Source organism: Natrinema sp. LN54 (assembly GCF_052439245.1).
Lineage (GTDB): Archaea > Halobacteriota > Halobacteria > Halobacteriales > Natrialbaceae > Natrinema > Natrinema versiforme_A.
On the sequence record NZ_JBQVRP010000001.1, the window covers coordinates 798,084 to 814,217 of the forward strand.

Annotated in this window: 17 protein-coding genes; 10 read left to right on the forward strand and 7 right to left on the reverse strand. The window is 58.3% G+C overall.

Features of this window, described 5'->3' with window-relative positions; genetic code table 11:
- Positions 1-38: 38 nt before the first annotated feature.
- Positions 39-761, reverse strand: a complete 723-nt coding sequence (locus tag ACT4ML_RS03985; RefSeq protein ID WP_444719692.1) for a PHP domain-containing protein — start codon at positions 759-761, stop codon at positions 39-41.
- Positions 762-815: 54 nt separating this feature from the next.
- On the opposite strand from ACT4ML_RS03985, the gene ACT4ML_RS03990 reads away from it, so the two are divergent.
- From ACT4ML_RS03990 to ACT4ML_RS04020, 7 genes are all read left to right on the forward strand, one after another.
- Entirely contained in the window at positions 816-1,775 is a 960-nt protein-coding gene (locus ACT4ML_RS03990; RefSeq protein WP_444719693.1) for a diacylglycerol/lipid kinase family protein, read from the forward strand.
- 76 nt (positions 1,776-1,851) lie between these two features.
- The gene (locus tag ACT4ML_RS03995; RefSeq protein ID WP_444719694.1) at positions 1,852-2,412 is read left to right on the forward strand and encodes an NUDIX hydrolase; all 561 of its coding nucleotides are present in this window, start codon (positions 1,852-1,854) and stop codon (positions 2,410-2,412) included.
- Positions 2,413-2,665: 253 nt separating this feature from the next.
- Positions 2,666-4,033 carry a glycosyltransferase family 4 protein gene (locus tag ACT4ML_RS04000; RefSeq protein ID WP_444719695.1) on the forward strand — a complete coding sequence of 456 codons (1,368 nt, stop codon included), beginning with the start codon at positions 2,666-2,668 and terminating at the stop codon, positions 4,031-4,033.
- 1 nt (position 4,034) lies between these two features.
- On the forward strand, positions 4,035-4,757 hold the full coding sequence (locus ACT4ML_RS04005; RefSeq protein WP_444719696.1) for a class I SAM-dependent methyltransferase: 723 nt from the start codon (positions 4,035-4,037) through the stop codon (positions 4,755-4,757).
- On the forward strand, positions 4,754-5,809 hold the full coding sequence (locus ACT4ML_RS04010) for a prenyltransferase (RefSeq protein ID WP_444719697.1): 1,056 nt from the start codon (positions 4,754-4,756) through the stop codon (positions 5,807-5,809). Before ACT4ML_RS04005 ends, ACT4ML_RS04010 begins: the two co-directional genes overlap by 4 nt.
- Before the next feature lie 267 nt (positions 5,810-6,076).
- The gene (locus ACT4ML_RS04015) at positions 6,077-6,808 is read left to right on the forward strand and encodes a hypothetical protein (protein ID WP_444719698.1); all 732 of its coding nucleotides are present in this window, start codon (positions 6,077-6,079) and stop codon (positions 6,806-6,808) included.
- Positions 6,801-8,585 (forward strand): Eco57I restriction-modification methylase domain-containing protein, encoded by a 1,785-nt coding sequence (locus tag ACT4ML_RS04020; RefSeq protein ID WP_444719699.1) that lies wholly within the window; start codon positions 6,801-6,803, stop codon positions 8,583-8,585. Before ACT4ML_RS04015 ends, ACT4ML_RS04020 begins: the two co-directional genes overlap by 8 nt.
- 3 nt (positions 8,586-8,588) lie before the next feature.
- Here ACT4ML_RS04020 and ACT4ML_RS04025 read toward each other — a convergent pair whose 3' ends face one another.
- Positions 8,589-9,155 (reverse strand): AAA family ATPase, encoded by a 567-nt coding sequence (locus ACT4ML_RS04025; protein WP_444719700.1) that lies wholly within the window; start codon positions 9,153-9,155, stop codon positions 8,589-8,591.
- Complete coding sequence (locus ACT4ML_RS04030) at positions 9,152-9,874, reverse strand: non-canonical purine NTP pyrophosphatase (protein ID WP_444719701.1); 723 nt, start codon at positions 9,872-9,874, stop codon at positions 9,152-9,154. Before ACT4ML_RS04030 ends, ACT4ML_RS04025 begins: the two co-directional genes overlap by 4 nt.
- A gap of 94 nt (positions 9,875-9,968) precedes the next feature.
- Between ACT4ML_RS04030 and ACT4ML_RS04035 the strand changes: the two genes are divergently transcribed.
- Both ACT4ML_RS04035 and ACT4ML_RS04040 read left to right on the forward strand, forming a co-directional pair.
- Positions 9,969-10,880 carry a beta-ribofuranosylaminobenzene 5'-phosphate synthase gene (locus ACT4ML_RS04035; protein WP_444719702.1) on the forward strand — a complete coding sequence of 304 codons (912 nt, stop codon included), beginning with the start codon at positions 9,969-9,971 and terminating at the stop codon, positions 10,878-10,880.
- A gap of 838 nt (positions 10,881-11,718) precedes the next feature.
- Positions 11,719-12,177, forward strand: coding sequence for a PadR family transcriptional regulator (locus ACT4ML_RS04040; RefSeq protein WP_444719703.1), 459 nt, complete (start codon positions 11,719-11,721; stop codon positions 12,175-12,177).
- Here the strand turns inward: ACT4ML_RS04040 and ACT4ML_RS04045 are convergent.
- Positions 12,174-12,902 carry a class I SAM-dependent methyltransferase gene (locus ACT4ML_RS04045; RefSeq protein WP_444719704.1) on the reverse strand — a complete coding sequence of 243 codons (729 nt, stop codon included), beginning with the start codon at positions 12,900-12,902 and terminating at the stop codon, positions 12,174-12,176. The two genes, ACT4ML_RS04040 and ACT4ML_RS04045, sit on opposite strands and share 4 nt — an antisense overlap.
- On the reverse strand, positions 12,899-13,978 hold the full coding sequence (locus ACT4ML_RS04050; protein ID WP_444719705.1) for a hypothetical protein: 1,080 nt from the start codon (positions 13,976-13,978) through the stop codon (positions 12,899-12,901). Before ACT4ML_RS04050 ends, ACT4ML_RS04045 begins: the two co-directional genes overlap by 4 nt.
- 231 nt (positions 13,979-14,209) lie before the next feature.
- Between ACT4ML_RS04050 and ACT4ML_RS04055 the strand changes: the two genes are divergently transcribed.
- Positions 14,210-14,533: a DUF7853 family protein gene (locus ACT4ML_RS04055; protein WP_138243740.1), complete on the forward strand. Its 324-nt coding sequence runs from the start codon at positions 14,210-14,212 to the stop codon at positions 14,531-14,533.
- Between the two features lie 61 nt (positions 14,534-14,594).
- On the opposite strand, the gene ACT4ML_RS04060 is transcribed toward ACT4ML_RS04055, so the two are convergent.
- A complete protein-coding gene (locus tag ACT4ML_RS04060; RefSeq protein WP_444719706.1) occupies positions 14,595-14,915 on the reverse strand; it encodes a hypothetical protein in 321 nt (106 codons plus the stop codon).
- 93 nt (positions 14,916-15,008) lie between these two features.
- The gene (locus ACT4ML_RS04065) at positions 15,009-16,034 is read right to left on the reverse strand and encodes a zinc-binding dehydrogenase (protein ID WP_138243738.1); all 1,026 of its coding nucleotides are present in this window, start codon (positions 16,032-16,034) and stop codon (positions 15,009-15,011) included.
- Positions 16,035-16,134: the final 100 nt, after the last annotated feature.

A 16,134-nucleotide genomic window follows, 5' to 3' on the forward strand; every position in this document is an offset into this window, starting at 1 on the left:
AGCGCCAGTCGTCGCCGGAGCCGAGCGAGTCCGGTCTCTCAATCGGCTTCGGTCTCTTCCTCGCCCGGCGGCGTTCCCACGCCGGGCGTCGGCCGCTCGATCGCGTCGATCACGTGCTTGCGCTCGTGGATCGCCCGGTAGCCGCGTCGGAGCAGGCGGTCGAATCCCGACTCGGAAACGCGCGCGTTGACGTCGCCACCGCGGATCGCGTCGACGATCGACTCGGGCGTGAGCCGGTCGGCCTCGACGACCGTGTACGCCCGGCCCACCTCGAAGGGGTAGTGGGCGTCGCTGCCGCCGACCAGCGGGAGATCGCGTTCCTCGGCCAACTGTTCGACCAGCGGCCGCGAACGGGGGTGTTTGCCGTTGACTTCGATCGCGTCGAAGGGCACGTCCTCGAGTTCCCGCACCGTACTGTTCCGGAACGGGTGGGCGACGATCGCGGCGCAGTCGCGGTCGTGGGCCAGCGCGACCGCCTCCTCGGGGGAGAGCGCCCCGGGTTTCGTCGCCGCCGGCGGATCCGGCCCGACGACGAGGACGTGGCCCTGATCGGTCGTGATCTCGATCCCCGGCAGCGTCTCGACATCGGGAGACGGATCGAACGCCGTGTAGTAATCGTGGTTGGTCGTCGCGACGCCGTCGAGGCCGCGCCGGTCGGCCGCTTCGGCGAGCAGTCTGACACCGAGCGGGTCGAACCGGTCGCCGAGCGATCGCCGACCGTGGAAGAATCGCGTGTGCGCGTGGAGGTCGACAGCGTACATGGTCGTGCAAACGCCGGGCAGACCCTTTTGCGTGCGGCCGGCATGCACTGCAGTATGGCATCCGCGGAGTCGAGCGACCGCCTTCTCGTTCTCAATCCCGTCAGCGGCAGCGGGGACCACGTCGACACCGTCGTCGAACTCGCCGACGAGCGCGGGTTCGAAATTCGTAGAACGGCGGAAGGCGGCGACGCGACGCGATTCGCCCGCGAGGCCGCACCCGACGCCGACCTCGTCGCGGCGGCCGGCGGCGACGGCACCCTCAACGCCGTCGTCAACGGCGTGGCCGCGGCGGACGAACTCGAGACGACGACCGTCGCGGTCGTCCCGGCGGGAACGGGTAACAACTTCGCGACGAACATCGGAATTCGGGGGATCGAACACGGCTTTACGGTGATCGAGGAGGGCCAGCGACGAGCGATCGATATCGCGACGGCGAACGGCCGGGCCTTCGTCAACTCCTGTGTCGGCGGGATCACCGCCGAGGCGAGCGGCGAGACGTCCGCGGAGAGCAAGGCGGAGTTGGGCGTGCTCGCGTACGTGAAGAACACGCTCGAGACGGTCGGCGAGTTCGACTCGCTCCCGCTCCGGGTGGAGACGGCCCCGGGGCCGGACGGCGAGACGGCGCGGGCGTGGGAGGGCGAGGCGCTGTTCGTCCTCATCGGCAACTGTCGGCGCTTTACCGGCGCACGGACCGCACAGGCCCACGTCGAGGACGGCCTGCTCGAGGTCACGATCGTCGAGGACGCCGCGGCGACGAATCTGGTCGGCGGGGCGGCGTTGGAGGGACTGTTCGGACAGGACAGCACGCATATCGTCCGGCGGCGAACGCCGTCGCTCGCGATCGAGAGCCGCGAGGACTCAGTTGAGTACAGTCTCGACGGCGAGATGCTCGAAACCGAAACGCTACACCTCGAGACGGACGCGGAGACGCTGACGATCCCCGTCGGCGAGGACTATCAGCCGGATCCGGACGGGGGAGAACTGTGGCCGTTCGAGGGGCCGACGAATCGGTAGCGTCACCGACGCTATCGATTCGAAACAGCCGCGCCGAGACGATACTGGTTTCAAGAGCCGTCGTAATTGTGGAGGTATGAGCACGCCGGAGGAGGACCTGCAACACGAGAACGCGGGACAGGACGTAATCGCCGTCGACGCCGACGACACCGAACTCGAGTTAGTCAACCGACTCGACGCCCACACGGGCGACGGGATCCGCCACCGCGCGTTCACCTCGCTCGTCTTCGACGGCGAGGGGAACGTCCTGCTCGCCCAGCGAGCGCCGGGCAAGCGCCTCTGGGGGACCTACTGGGACGGCACCGTCGCCTCCCACCCCGTCGAGGGCCAGAGTCAGGAGGAGGCGACCCGAGAACGTCTCGAGGAGGAACTGGGGATCACCCCCGACCAGTACGACGATCTGGAACTGACCGACCGCTTCGAGTACAAGCGCTACTTCGAGAACGCGGGCGTCGAACACGAGGTCTGTGCCGTCTTGCAACTGACCCTCTCCGACCGCAGCCTCGATCCCAACGAGGAGGAGGTCGCCGGTCTGATGTGGGTCCCCTACGAGCGACTCCACTCGAACCCGGAGTGGTACCGACAGCTCCGACTCTGTCCGTGGTTCGAGATTGCCATGCGTCGAGACGCTCGATAACGAGCGCCGCGAGAGCCGCCTCGACACCGAACCAGTCCGGGATCTGACTCGACGTCGAACTATCCAGCCCGGAAACGGCTTCCATCGCTTTTGATAGATTCGAGCGAGAGGCGCACTCGAGGACGGAACCGGCGTCTTCGGGTCCGGCATCCGCCGTCCGAGCCGACCACGTCTCGAGATCGAACACTATCAAGAAACAGTACACGAGCGGGAGGTTTATAGGGGAGTGCCTACACGTGACGGATAGACTGCGATGGTCACTGGTACGCTGAGACGGCTTCTCCCGGGGAGTGTGATTTCCTCGTCCGCGTCGGCGACGGGAACGACCGCCGCGGGAACGACGGAGTCGAAGCCGTCACTCGAGGCGGAGCGTCGTCCCGACGGTCCGCTCGATATCTGTCTCCTGAGTTATCGCTCCAACCCCTATTCGGGTGGACAGGGCGTCTACGTGAAATACCTGAGTCGGGCGCTGACCGATCTCGGCCACTCCGTCGACGTGATTTCGGGGAAACCCTACCCCGAACTCGACGACGACGTGGGGCTGGTGAAACTGCCCGGCGAGAACATCGTCGACGAACTCGATCGGCTAGGGCAGTTCGAGGCGTCCTATCTCCGCGACCCGCTCGCGCTGTACGAGTGGCTGAGCGCGCTCACCGGCGGTTTTCCCGACCCCTACGTCTTCGGCCGGCAGGTCGTCGACTACTTCGAGGAGCGCGATCCCGAGTACGACGTGATCCACGACAACCAGTCGCTCTGTCACGGCCTCCACACGCTCCGCGAGCGGGGCCACCCCGTCGTGGCGACGGTTCACCACCCGATCACCGTCGACCGCGACGCCGCCCTCGCCGCGGCCGACGACTGGAGCGAGCGGCTGCTGATCCGGCGCTGGTACCGATTCCTCCGGATGCAACGCGAGGTCGTACAGGAGCTGCCCCACGTGCTGACCGTCTCCGAGTCGGCCAAACGCCGCACCGTCGCCGACTTCGGTGCCGATCCCGACTCGATCCGCGTCGTCCACAACGGCATCGACACCGACCTGTTCGAGCCCGTCGACCGCGACGCCGAGCAACTGCGCGTGATGACGACGGTCAGCGCCGATGTCCCGCTGAAGGGGGCTCGGCACCTGCTCGAGGCGTTCGCGGCCGTTCGGGACTCGATCGACGCCGAACTCGTCGTCGTCGGCGAGTTCGACGAGGGCGGCGACTGCGACCGACTCGTCTCGGAACTGGGCATCGAAGACGCGATCGAGACCCACAGCGAGATCAGCTACGAGCGGATGGTCGACCTCTACGGGACCGCCGACGTGGCGGTCGTCCCCTCGATCTACGAGGGCTTCGGCCTCCCCGCGGGCGAGGCGCTCTCCTGTGGCGTGCCGGTGGTGGCGACCACCGGCGGCGGGCTGCCGGAGGTGGTCGGCGACGCCGGCGTCCTCGTCGAACCGGGCGACGCCGACGCGCTGGCCGAGGCGATCCGCGACCTGCTCGCGGACGACGAGCGCCGCCGGCGACTCGGCGAGCGGGGCCGGGAGCGAATCGTCGAGGAGTTCGACTGGGAACGAGCAGCCCGAGAGACGGTTCGAACGTACCGCGACGCGATCGAAACGCAGGGGAACGGGACCTGAGATGGAGACGATCGATTTCGACCGGCTGACGCTGACGCCGGGCATGCGCGTCCTCGACGTGGGCTGTGGTGAAGGCCGACACGTCCACGCCGCCGCCCTCGAGAACGTCGCGGAGGTCGTCGGCCTCGACCTCGAGCGGTCGAATCTGGAAGCGGCCCGAGAAGACTACGAGGAGTACATCGCCCCGGAGTCGGACGTGCCGGTCACGTTTCTCTCGGGAGACGCGCTCCGACTCCCCTTCGAGGACGGCGCGTTCGACGTCGTCTGCTGTACCGAGGTGTTAGAGCACCTCCCCGACTACGAGTCCGCGATCGACGAACTCCGGCGGGTCTGTGCGCCGGGGGGAACGCTCGCGGTCAGCGTCCCGCGGGAGGGTCCCGAACGGGTCTGCTGGGCGCTGTCCAACGAGTACCACGAGGTCGAGGGCGGTCACGTCCGCATCTTCGACCGCGAGGAGCTGCGGGCCGCCGTCGAACGGCGCGGGTTCCGGCGAGTTGATAGTCACTTCGCCCACGCGTTACACTCGCCGTACTGGTGGCTGAAGTGTCTCTGGTGGGACCGCGACGAGCGCGGCGACCCGCCGCTGCCCCTGCGGGCCTACGACCGCTTCCTCGAGTGGGACGTGCTCGAGTCGCCGCGGCCGGTGCGACTGCTCGAGCGGGCGCTCGATCCCGCGCTGGGCAAGAGCGTCGTCTACTACTTCGAGTTGGAGGGGCAGGCGTGAGCGACGGCTCGCCGCGGGCGTCGCTTTCGGACTGGGGGCTCGAGCCCGCGGTGGACTACATCGAGCGCGTCCAGCGATCAGACGGGCTCGTGCTCTGGTACCCCGACGGGCCGGCGGACCCGTGGGATCACGTCGAGAGCGCGATGGCGCTGTCGGTCGCCGGCCGCCGCGAGGCCGCCGCGCGCGCGTACCGCTGGATCGCCGACGCCCAACACGACGACGGCGCGCTGTGGGCGACCTACGGCGACGCCGACGGCGAGGAGGGTGCCCACGACGGCGACGAGCCGCGCAAGGAGACCCACCGCAGCGCCTACGTCGCCGTCGGCGTCTGGCACCACTACCTGTGTACCGGCGACCGGGACTTTCTCGAGTCGCTGTGGCCCACGGTTCGGGACGCCCTCGAATTCGCGTGTCGCCAGCAGGCCCCGACCGGTGAGATCTACTGGACCGTCGGCGCGGACGGCGCAGTCTACGAGGACGCCCTGATCGCCGGCTGTGCCTCGCTCTACAAGAGTCTGGCCTGCGGGGCCGCCATCGCGGCCGAACTCGAGCGCGACGCCCCTCGAGACCGGTGGCTCGAGGCCCGCACCCGACTCGGCGAGGCGATCCGCGAGCGACCCGACCGGTTCGACCGCACGTGGGAGAGCAAGTCCCGCTACGCGATGGACTGGTTCTATCCCGTCCTCTGTGGCGTGATCACCGGCGACCCGGCGCGGGACCGGCTCGAGGACGGGATGGATCGGTTCCTCGAGGACGGGTTGGGCTGTCGCTGCGTCGCGGACGAGCCGTGGGTGACCGTCGCCGAGTCCTGCGAACTCGTGGTTTCACTTGCCGCAGTGGGGCGGGTGGAGCGTGCGCGTGAGATCTACGAGTGGCTGTTCCAGTGGACCGACGACGAGGGGGTCTTCTGGACGGGCTACCAGTTCGAGGACGAGGCGTTCTGGCCCGGCGAGCGGCCGACGTGGACCGGCGGGGCCGCGGTGCTGGCTGCCGATGCGTTGTCGGGGCTGTCGGAGGCAGCAGATCTGTTTACTGATCCGCTATCTGAATGACTGGTTCGGTCGTATAAGTCCTGTGTGTCGAAAGCCACATCATCAAAATACACCGCCTGCACCGCGACAGCGGAAGTAAGAGGACACCTTTCTCAAGGAGATAGTGAAAACCTTGGAAAGTAACTCAGCTCAACCAATTGTTCTTCCTATACGGGATTCTTAATGGTTTGATGATAACTATTCATAGCTAGCATTGAGCAGTTGCGACCAATCATCAAACATACAATACAAAAGTAATTAATATGTAGAAATTAGTATCGCCTGTTAGTGTCTTTAGATAGGATTCCAGAATCGATGAAGAATTATTTAGTTGGGAACGCACTATTAATTCTCGCTGGATCTGTAATATTCGTAATACATGTGCTTAATCCGAATAACCAACTTTGGTCATCACTAGGTTCTATTAGTTCTGCAGTGCTTGCTAGTGGGCTTGTTGGATTTGTTTATTACTTTTATATGAGAAAGGAGAAGAGGTATGAAGAAGCTGTTCGTATTGTCGACGAATGGGGCCTCTTAGATATTCAAGAAGGTAGAGCTGATAAGGAGAGATATAGAAATTATCTCTTAGACTGTACTGGGTGTCTCCACATACAAGCAATTTCATTGCGCCGCTTCCAAACTGACTTAGGGAACGAGTTAGAAGAGTTAGGGAGACAAGGTGTAGAAATAAAGTTGTTGCTTCTTGACCCTGACTCAGAAGTATGTGACTGGTATGGAGAGGCGGATTCTGATTATGCCAATCTTGAGGAACAAATCCGTGATTCTTCAGAAGAATTCATTGGCAGAGATATTGACAATCTAGAAGTAAGATATTATAGAGGCTTACCCGTAAACTACTTCAGAGTCGATGATAAGGTCTTCACAGGCCCATACTTTGCCAAACAACCAAGTAGGAATACTACTACCTTTCTATCGAATGTTAATAAGTCGCTCGCAGAGGGCTATAAAAGAAACTTTGAGGAACACTGGGAAAAATATAGTCGAGAAATAGATGAGTAACGAGTTTCAGTTTGGCGAGAACCCAGATAAGTTTGAAGTGACTAAAGACCTTATTGAGGAGGTGAAGAACAATCCTCCGAAATTGGATGACTTAGACGGTTATCAGGGTCATCCGATTAAAGGCGTCGGGGATGTCTATACACCGGTTGAAATTGTAACATTTATTCTTGATAATATTGGATTCAATAAGGAAGCTAATATTGAAGATAGAACTATTATAGATCTATCCTGCGGAACGGGTTCATTTATCAGAGAAATTGTTCGAAGGATCCGTTCAAGATTAATTGAAAAAGGACTAGATCCCTCTAATCCAGAGGACGCAGAGACTATCGTAAATACGATTACAGAGAACGTCTATGCGTCGGATTTAAATTCTATCGCCATATGGCGGACTGCACAGGTTGTCATTGATGAACTTATCGAAGAAATAGAGTTGCTAGACCAGAATGATCCTGTTCTTGAACTCAAATTCTATAATGATAACTCTCTCCTCCCCACATTTAACTATGGTATTGATGGATTTGATTTTATTGTTGGAAACCCCCCCTATATAAAGAATAGCGAAATTAAGCCTGAAATTGACGACATTTACCGGTCAGAATATGAAACTGCCAAAGGCAAATACGATCTCTATTCGGTGTTCTTTGAACGTGGGATCGATCTCTTAAATAACGGTGGTAAATTCGGCTTTGTGACGCCAGACCGCTTTTTCCGAGCAGATTACGGAGAACCACTTCGATCCAAAATATTATCTGACACCCATATCAAAGCGCTAATTGATTTGGAAGATGACCCATTTCCGAAAGTTGATGCTTATCCAGTAATAACTATTTTTGAAAAGGAAGATAAATCATTCCCTCGTTATCAGGTTGATAACTCCTTCTACTACTGCACGGCCGAAACTGATGACCTTTCGGAAATTAGTGTATTTGACCAAGATTTGGTGCATTTTGACAATGGTATGGATTGCGTAGAATATAATCAATCGGATCTTGATCAAAGCGCGTGGGATTTACAGAAACCAGAGATCAAGAAGGTAAAATCCGCCCTCGAAGACAAGTTAATTAGGTTTGATAAGCTTCCAATTGACATTCGCGCAGGGATAGCAACAGCAGCTGATGATGTATTTATAATAAATAAACAGACAGCGAATAAACTGGAAGATGATATCTTAGTACCAGTCATTCGCGGACGTGATGTGCAAAAAGGAAGTACCTCTTGGGACGATTCTTATATAATTAATCCCTATCGACATGATAAATCTGTCGTAAATATCAGCGAATATCCGAAAACAAAGAGCTATCTATCAAAATATAAGAGTAAATTGGAAGACAGATACTGTGTGCGAGAACGAAATAAGCGGTGGTACGAAACTCACGATACGATTGATTATAATCAAGAAACCAAGAGACGAATTATCACACCAGATGTAACCTCTGATAATCGTTTTGCTATTGTTGAGGGATCCATTTCTCATAACACCTGTTACTCGATATATTATGAGGGAGATCTAGAGCTTCTGATCGGCTATCTAAATTCATCCGTGTTCCGATATTTGCTTAAATCCTCTATGCCGGAGATTCGCACAGGCTACTGGCGACAAATGAAACGGGACCTAAAACAGATCCCTGTAATTGACCCTAGTATATATACTGCCGAACAAAGAGACGAGATGATAAGACTAGTCTCTCAGAAAGATTGGGACAAAATAGATGATGTAATATACCGAATATTAGACGTTCCAGATGCGCATATTAATGTAATAGAATCGTTCTAACCGCTATTCTATATACGGGGCAATTATCTTCCCATCGACTTCTTCATAAAGATGTTCCATAGGACCATCATTCATAATTATGAAATCACACTTACTTGAAAGGAGTCCAGCAATCCCAAATTCATATTCAATAAAATCCTTTTGGATGAATTCTTTATAGGTCTTCTTGCTTTCTTCCTCTCTTTCTAGGTACCTCTGATACCGTGTTCTACTATCTGAGTGAATTCCTACACATATCACGCTACTATTCACCGACCGTATGTATTCAACTTCTTCTACTGTTCTGAATCCGGAAATGAGTATTTGGTCCGAATTCACGTCTCTGATGTCTTCCCAGACCATTTTCGCAAAAAAGGCCTTTCCCCTTTCTTCAAATTTATCAGATACAAGCTCAGTCAGCCCTTCTTCTTCATTTGATCGGTCACGTGATTTTTCTCTATCATCCATGTCAGAAAAATACTGCCTTACGTAGTCACTAGCCTCTACGTACTCTATATCCTTATTAGAAGAAATATACTTAGATGAGGTAGTCTTTCCAGCACACGTTGGACCGACTATACAAAGGATCATGTATTATAGTCGAAATCAAGGCGTGATTGGCGGGACGATTTATCCTTATCTACGGTACCATGTTTTTCGGCTTCTTCTTTCAAATATTCCATTGATATTTCGGCATTCAAAATGGAACTATATTCCTTAATCCGAGGACATATTCTGTCAAGATTGGGCTTTCGGAAGTCATACTGGAGCGATTCTTCAACTGTCATTTCATTATAGACCTTGGTAGCTCCATCTGGGATGAAATATAGATTGAAATCCTCGGCGCTCAACCAAGAATATTCTTCATTCCCATCACGTATTTCTCCATCAAAACTCACACGACCTGTCTGTTCATTTATGAATATGAGAGGGTCATGTTGAGGAATATTCAGAGCGAGACCTGATTCAATGCGGACACCACGTTCCTTACTAAGTTCTGATTTCAGTTTTGCTTCAGAATTGTTCTTCCACCACCTTTTAAAGAACTGCCCAGGATATCCCTGATCATCATCATATGCATCAAAGAAGACTGATGTTTGTTCAATAAGGAAAAACGAATCACGGATTTGATCGAGCTCTTCTCTTTGTATCGCATCAAATAGGAGATGATCGAGATTATCTCGTTGAAGTTCTTCATATTCCTTTGGGACATGATATACGTCGATATCCTCTCGTTCTCCCAAATAAGCTAAATGGTCGTACTTTCGTTTGCTTGTCGTAACAAATAGAATAGGAATGTTCTCATTCATGCTGGATGAGTTATAGGACACCGCAGTCGCTGTCTCTGACAACAATTATTCCCTGAACACTTAAATCTTGAGCAACAGATTATGAGGATACAAAATGAAAATAGAAACGGTAAGCCGTCTACATTTTGGTCTGATAGATATGAACGGTGAATTAGGGCGTATCGATGGTGGAATAGGATTAGCACTGAATAGTCCTTCTATTACGCTAAATGTGAACAAATCAAGGAACTTTTGTGTTAATGGACCACTATCGAATCGAATCAAAGAAGGAGCAAAGGCTGTACAAAAATATCTTAATGGAAGTCCTGTTTCCATCGAGATAGAAGAAGCGATCCCCCAACACGTTGGTCTGGGTTCTGGTACACAAGCTGCTATTGCAGGTGGAATCGCAGTTTCGGAGCTAAATGATGCAGAGCTCTCTATTAATACTATTGCGAAGATAACTGGCCGAGGAGGGACATCTGGCATAGGAACAGCTGCATTTGAAGGAGGAGGATTTATCCTAGATGGTGGACATTCATCAGAGGAGAAAGGCAACTTTCTCCCATCGTCAAACTCACCTGCTTCTCCACCGCCAGTTACTTCTCGATTGGACTTCCCAGATTGGGAGATCGCTTTAATTCTACCAAAAGGTGAAGGGGCACATGGTTCCAAGGAGGTGTCGATTTTCGATGAATTTTGTCCCATCCCGGAAAAAGAAGTAGAAAAGGTAGCTCGAATAATCCTGATGAAACTCCTACCCTCAATTTTAGAGGGTGATTTTAACGCCTTTAGGGACTCTACCAAAAAAATTCAAAGATGGGGATTCAAACGAAGAGAAATTAGTCTGCAACCTACTTCAGAACGTATTATAAAAAACATGGAAGAGAAAGGGTACGCAGCAGGTATGTCTTCTTTAGGACCGACAGTGTACGCTATTCATCCTGAAAATGTTGACACAAGTAATATCGACCACAGAGTATACAAGACGAAGCCTGATAATTCAGGAGTTAAAATATTCAAATAGATGTATAATATTTATATATTTTTTGACTGTTCCCATGCTTTTATCATGGTCATTTCGGATGCTTCCATATAGGATTACACGTCAATAGGATCCACATTGGGAATATGCACACAAACCGCGTCTCGACGTGTCCATATCCCAGACCGGTCCACACTGAATCCGCCATTCCTCTCCGAGGGACCGATACGTTCTGTCGATTTGGTCCGAAACGAACCGTTCAATGAGTCAAAACCAGGACTTTAGGGCCGTGTTCACCATTCAGCAGATTTGGCTGAAGAGTGAGAGATCTTGGATGACTCGAGCGAATTCATAAGCAGGGAATCGACGGTGGTTTATGAGAATTTCTTGTTGGATTCGAATTCTCCTGCAGCCAGTTCGCCTTCAAGATACGCGCGACCTCGGTCCGATATCTGATATCGTCCATCCTCTATTTTTTCTACGAGACCATGCTGTGTGAACTGAGAAAGACGATTTGAGACATGGGGACGGGTCAGATCGAGGTTGTAAGCGATTATCGCAGGCGATTGTATTGTGAGAATCTCGGGGTCACCTAACGCTTCGAGGATACGGAAATCTTCACGCGACATCCAACTTGGTCGTTCTCGAATCGACACGATTAGATGCTAATACTCGTGCTAGAACCATTATTGTCATCAAGTGAATACGATACCGTATTTCTGAATTACGGTACCGTAATCAATTTTAAGTAGTATCCGATCTTTGTCTGGGTCAACGGAAGCAGAACGGACCCACATCTACCCGATTTGGTCCTCGAGAGAGAATGCGGACCCGGTGCCAGAACACCGGCCCGCGTGGCTTCCGTACTCCACCGAAAGCCATGCACGACGACGATTCGCGGGACCTTGAACCTCCCGCTCGAGCAGACGCATCGCCCCCAGACGACCCAATAACCGACGGCCGGCGCGCGTGGGTCGACCTCACCGGGTTCCAACGGGACTGTCTCGAGGCCGTCGCCCGCTGTGAGCGCGACGACCGCCCGCGGTCTCCCGCGGGGATCATCGCGACGCTCGAGCGCCGGTATCCGACGGTCAGTCGCGCCCGGCTCGAGCCGACCCTGCGCGCGCTCGTCGCCCGCAACCTCGTCGCGAGGCGCGAGGGACTGCCCGGCCGACTCCCCGCCTACCGGCTGACGGGTGCCGGGCGCGCGCTGCTCATCCAGCGCGCCGAACGCCTCGCGGTCCTCTGTGACCTGCGCGGGGAGCACGGCGACGCGGCGGGCGAGAGGACCGCTCGAGCGGAGCGAGCGGACCAGACGGAGAGTCGAGACGAACGCTAGCGCGGCCGCCGCGCGATCCCCGTATCACAGACCACGCACGACTGGAGCCCGTTCGCGTCGGTGAATCGATCGAACAGCCGCGAGAGCCGCACGTCGTGACTCGCGAGGACCCCGCCGGGCTCGAGCCGCGACAGCGCCGTCTCGTACTCGAAGCGCATGTGGGGCAGCCGGTGGTCCGAATCGTGCAAGAACAGATCGAGCGGCCCGACGCGCTCGAGCAGGGCCGGCAGCACCTCACGCGCGTCCCCCCGATGAAGCCGCCAGCGGTCGCGACAGCGATCCGGAATTAGATGGCCGTACTCGAAGGGACCGGGCGGCCCGCCGGGCAGGTCCACCGCGTGCAGCGTCCCACCACCGTTTTCCGCCATCGCAGCCAGAATATGCGCGTCGAACGAGCCGAACAGCACGCCGGTTTCGACCGCGGTCTCGACCTCGAGCGCGCGACAGACCACGTAGAGGGTCGCGCCGTCGCGCCAGTGGGTCGTGTCAGTGGCGACGCCGGCCTCGTGAATCTCTTCGACGCGGTCGGCGTAGCTGTCGTGAAACCACTCGAGGTCGTCGTACTCCCGTTCGTAGTCCCGCAGTTCGGAAACGGATGCCGGGAGCACCGCGGCCAGCCGCTCGGCTCGCTCGTCGGTCTCCGCGCCGTAATCGAGTCGCCGGCGCTCGAGGCCCAGCCGCGCCTTGCGAAGGGCGTAGATCGCGTCTCGAAGAGTGCTCGTCACCGGTAGCCCAGCGCCTCGAGGCGCGATTCGATCTCGTCACCGCTGTCGGAATCGCCCGCTCCCGCCCCGCGTCCCTCGCGGATCTCCTCGGGGAGCGCGGGATCGCAGGTTCCGGTATCCCGTCCGTCGCGGACCGCCCACGGGACCCGCCGGAGCGCGGGGACCGGCGTTCCGGGCGGGTGCGACCAGACGCCGAATTCGCCGAGCCCGTTCCCGTGGTCGCTGGTCATCGCGACCCGCCCGTCGCAGTTCCCGAGCAGGCGCGCGAGGTCGTCTAACACCCACTCGAGGTTGTCCAGGTAGGCGTCCCAGACCGCTTCGAAGGAGAGATCGCCGTCGCGCAGGCGCATCCACGGATCGTTCATCGAGTCCGTCTCGTCCTCGTCGCTCTCGGCTTCGGCCTCCGCCAGCGCCTCGAGGGCCTCGCGTTCGGCCGGCTCGAGGTCCGCGAGATCGACCTCCTCGTCGTCGTCCTCCCCGTCGGTGAACTGCCCCCAGTGCTCGATATCGGCCGAGCCGAAGAACCAGCCCGGCCGCGACCGGAAGGGCGCGTGGGGCTGCATGTAGTGGACCAGCACGCGGTCGACGCCCAGTTCCTCGCGGTTGCGCCAGATCGCGATCGCCGCGTCGGTCAGCGGCTCGGGCGGGATCGTCGAGATGTCGTCGTCGACCCACTCCTCGCGCCACGCCTCGTGGAAGACGCCGAAATCGTCGGCCGTGAGCGGGAGCACCTCGTCGGAGGTGACGAGGATGTGCTCGCAGGACTGCGAGGAGAAGGGGTTGCCCGTCACGTAGGCGGTCCGGGCCATCGCCTCGCGGTGTTCGGGGGCGAAGGTCCGGTCCATCCACTCGGCGGATTGGGAGCCGACCGACCACAGCGAACCCACCGAGTCGGGGTCGGGAAGCGTCTCGTGGCCGGCCGCGGCGGCCTCGCGCATGAGATCGAGCCGGCAGCCGTCGAGGACACAGCAGACGTCCCACTCGCGCTCCCAGATCGGCGTCGCGGGAACGAGCCGCGAGAGCGCGTGCCCGATGCGGCCGGTCGCGATTTCCCCGGATAACGTCGCGAAGTCCATCAGCGTCGCTCTGTGTGTTCACTGGTCGCGATTCTGTTAGTAGCTTTTGATCGAGCGACTGACTGTCCACAGCCCCGACACGGACGATCGATCGGCTTCGAGTCCCGTGCGGATTCGTGCGATCGACACCGGCGATCGAATCCAGCAACTATGGCATGCGGTAACAAGGCTTATTATGCCGCTGTTCGTAGCGATGGGTGAGGACCGACGAACCCGGTCCCGTCTGACGAAATGAGCTCCTCACAACCGGAAACCGAGACGTACGAAGTCACGCTCTCCAGAGACGAACAATGGGTCGTCCACCACGTCCTGTCGAACCGCCTCGACGAGGCCCTCGACGCGGACGGAACGCCGCCCGAGTGGGTACTCGAGGGAATCGAGACGCTCGAGGCGGGCGACGGAACGGAACGACTCACCGGCTCGCAGGCCGATCGAATCTATACCGAGCTCGCCGCGTACGTCGACCGGGAGGAGACGCCCGCCCGGGATGTCGACGACGGATCGGCCGTCCTCGACCTGCTCGAGGACGTCTGCGAAGCGGACGCGCAAGCGTAACGAAGCGATTTCTTTTCGCGCCGATCGACGAGAGAGTAGGAAGCGCCGCAGAGACTCGTCTTCAGGGCCGCGTCGTCGCCCAGACGGCCGTAATCGCGAGCAAGACGGCGGGTGCGAGCGGCAAAATTAGCAGCGCAAAGCGATACCCCTCTGCGCCCGGCGGGACGAGGTAGATCGCGGTCGGAGCGACGAGAAACGCGACGATCAGCACGCCGACGAGGGTCCAGCCGCGCCAGTCGAACTCGCGGTCGGCCGTCGACGGGTGGGCCGGTTCCTCGTCGGGGCCGGCCGCCGCCGGCCCGTCGGCTCCCCCTTCGCCGTCCGCGTCGGCGTCGAACGTCGCTGGATCGTGGACGTAACCGCCGTCGTCGCTCGAGGTCACTACTGGGGGTTTCGAGCGCGTCGTGAAAGCCCTCACGGTTGCCTCCCCTGACAGTTTCGAGCCGAAGGCGTGGCGACCGTCTCGGTCGTCGGCCTAGAGTTCGCTGTCCGGGCGGACGACGACCTTGCCGAATCCGTCGCGGTTCTCGATGATCTCGTGAGCGCGTGCCGTCTCGCTCATCGGCAGCTCCTCGCGGATCGCGGGCTCGAAGGTACCGTCCCAGACGAGTTCCATCACGTCGTCGACCTGATCTGGCGTGGCCATCGTCGACCCGATGATCGTGAGCTGTTCCCAGAAGATGCGGGGAATGTCCGTCTCGGGGTTGCCGCCGCCGGTGCCGCCACAGGTCACGAGCCGCCCGCCCTTGGTCAGGCTCTTCAGCGAGTTCCGCCACGTCGGCGCGCCGACGTGCTCGACGACGACGTCGACCCCGCGGCCGTCGGTCTCCTCCAAGACCCAGTCCGCGAAGTCCTCCTCCTCGTAGTTACAGACGTGGTCCGCGCCGTGTTCCTCGGCGTACTCGAGTTTCTCCTCCGTGCTCCCCGTCGCGTACACCTCTGCGCCCGCGTAGTCGGCGATTTGTAAGGCGGCGTGGCCGACCCCGCCGCTTGCCCCCAGGACGAGCACCGACTCGCCGGCCTCGAGGTCGGCGCGTTCGATGAGCATCCGCCAGGCGGTCTGGAACACGAGGCAACTGGAGCCGGCGACCGACCAGTCGACGCCCTCGGGGACGGGAAGCAGGTTGTCCTCGGGGACGGCGGCGTACTCGGAGTGGACGCCCTGGACGTGCTCGCCGATGATATGGAACTTCGGATCGAGGGTCGGATCGTCCATCCGCAGGTCGCCGACGCCGGCCGAGAGCGCGACGCGATCACCCGGTTCGAAACGGGTCACGTCCTCGCCGACCTCCTCGACGACGCCGGCCGCGTCGCTGCCCGGCACGTGGGGCATCTCGAGGTCGATCCCCGGCATCCCGCGGCGCGTCCAGATATCGAGGTGGTTGAGCGCGGCCGCCTTGATGTCGACCAAGACCTCGTCCCGGCCGACCTCGGGGTCGGGGTACTCGCCGTACTCGATGACGTCCGTGTCGCCGTGCTCCGCGAATTGGACTGCCTGCATATACCGAGCCAACGGAAACGGCGTCCATAACAGTTGGGCTACCAGCATGTGACGGCCGGCGGGAACCTCACTTTATACTGCAAAGTGACTTTGCGGTGCA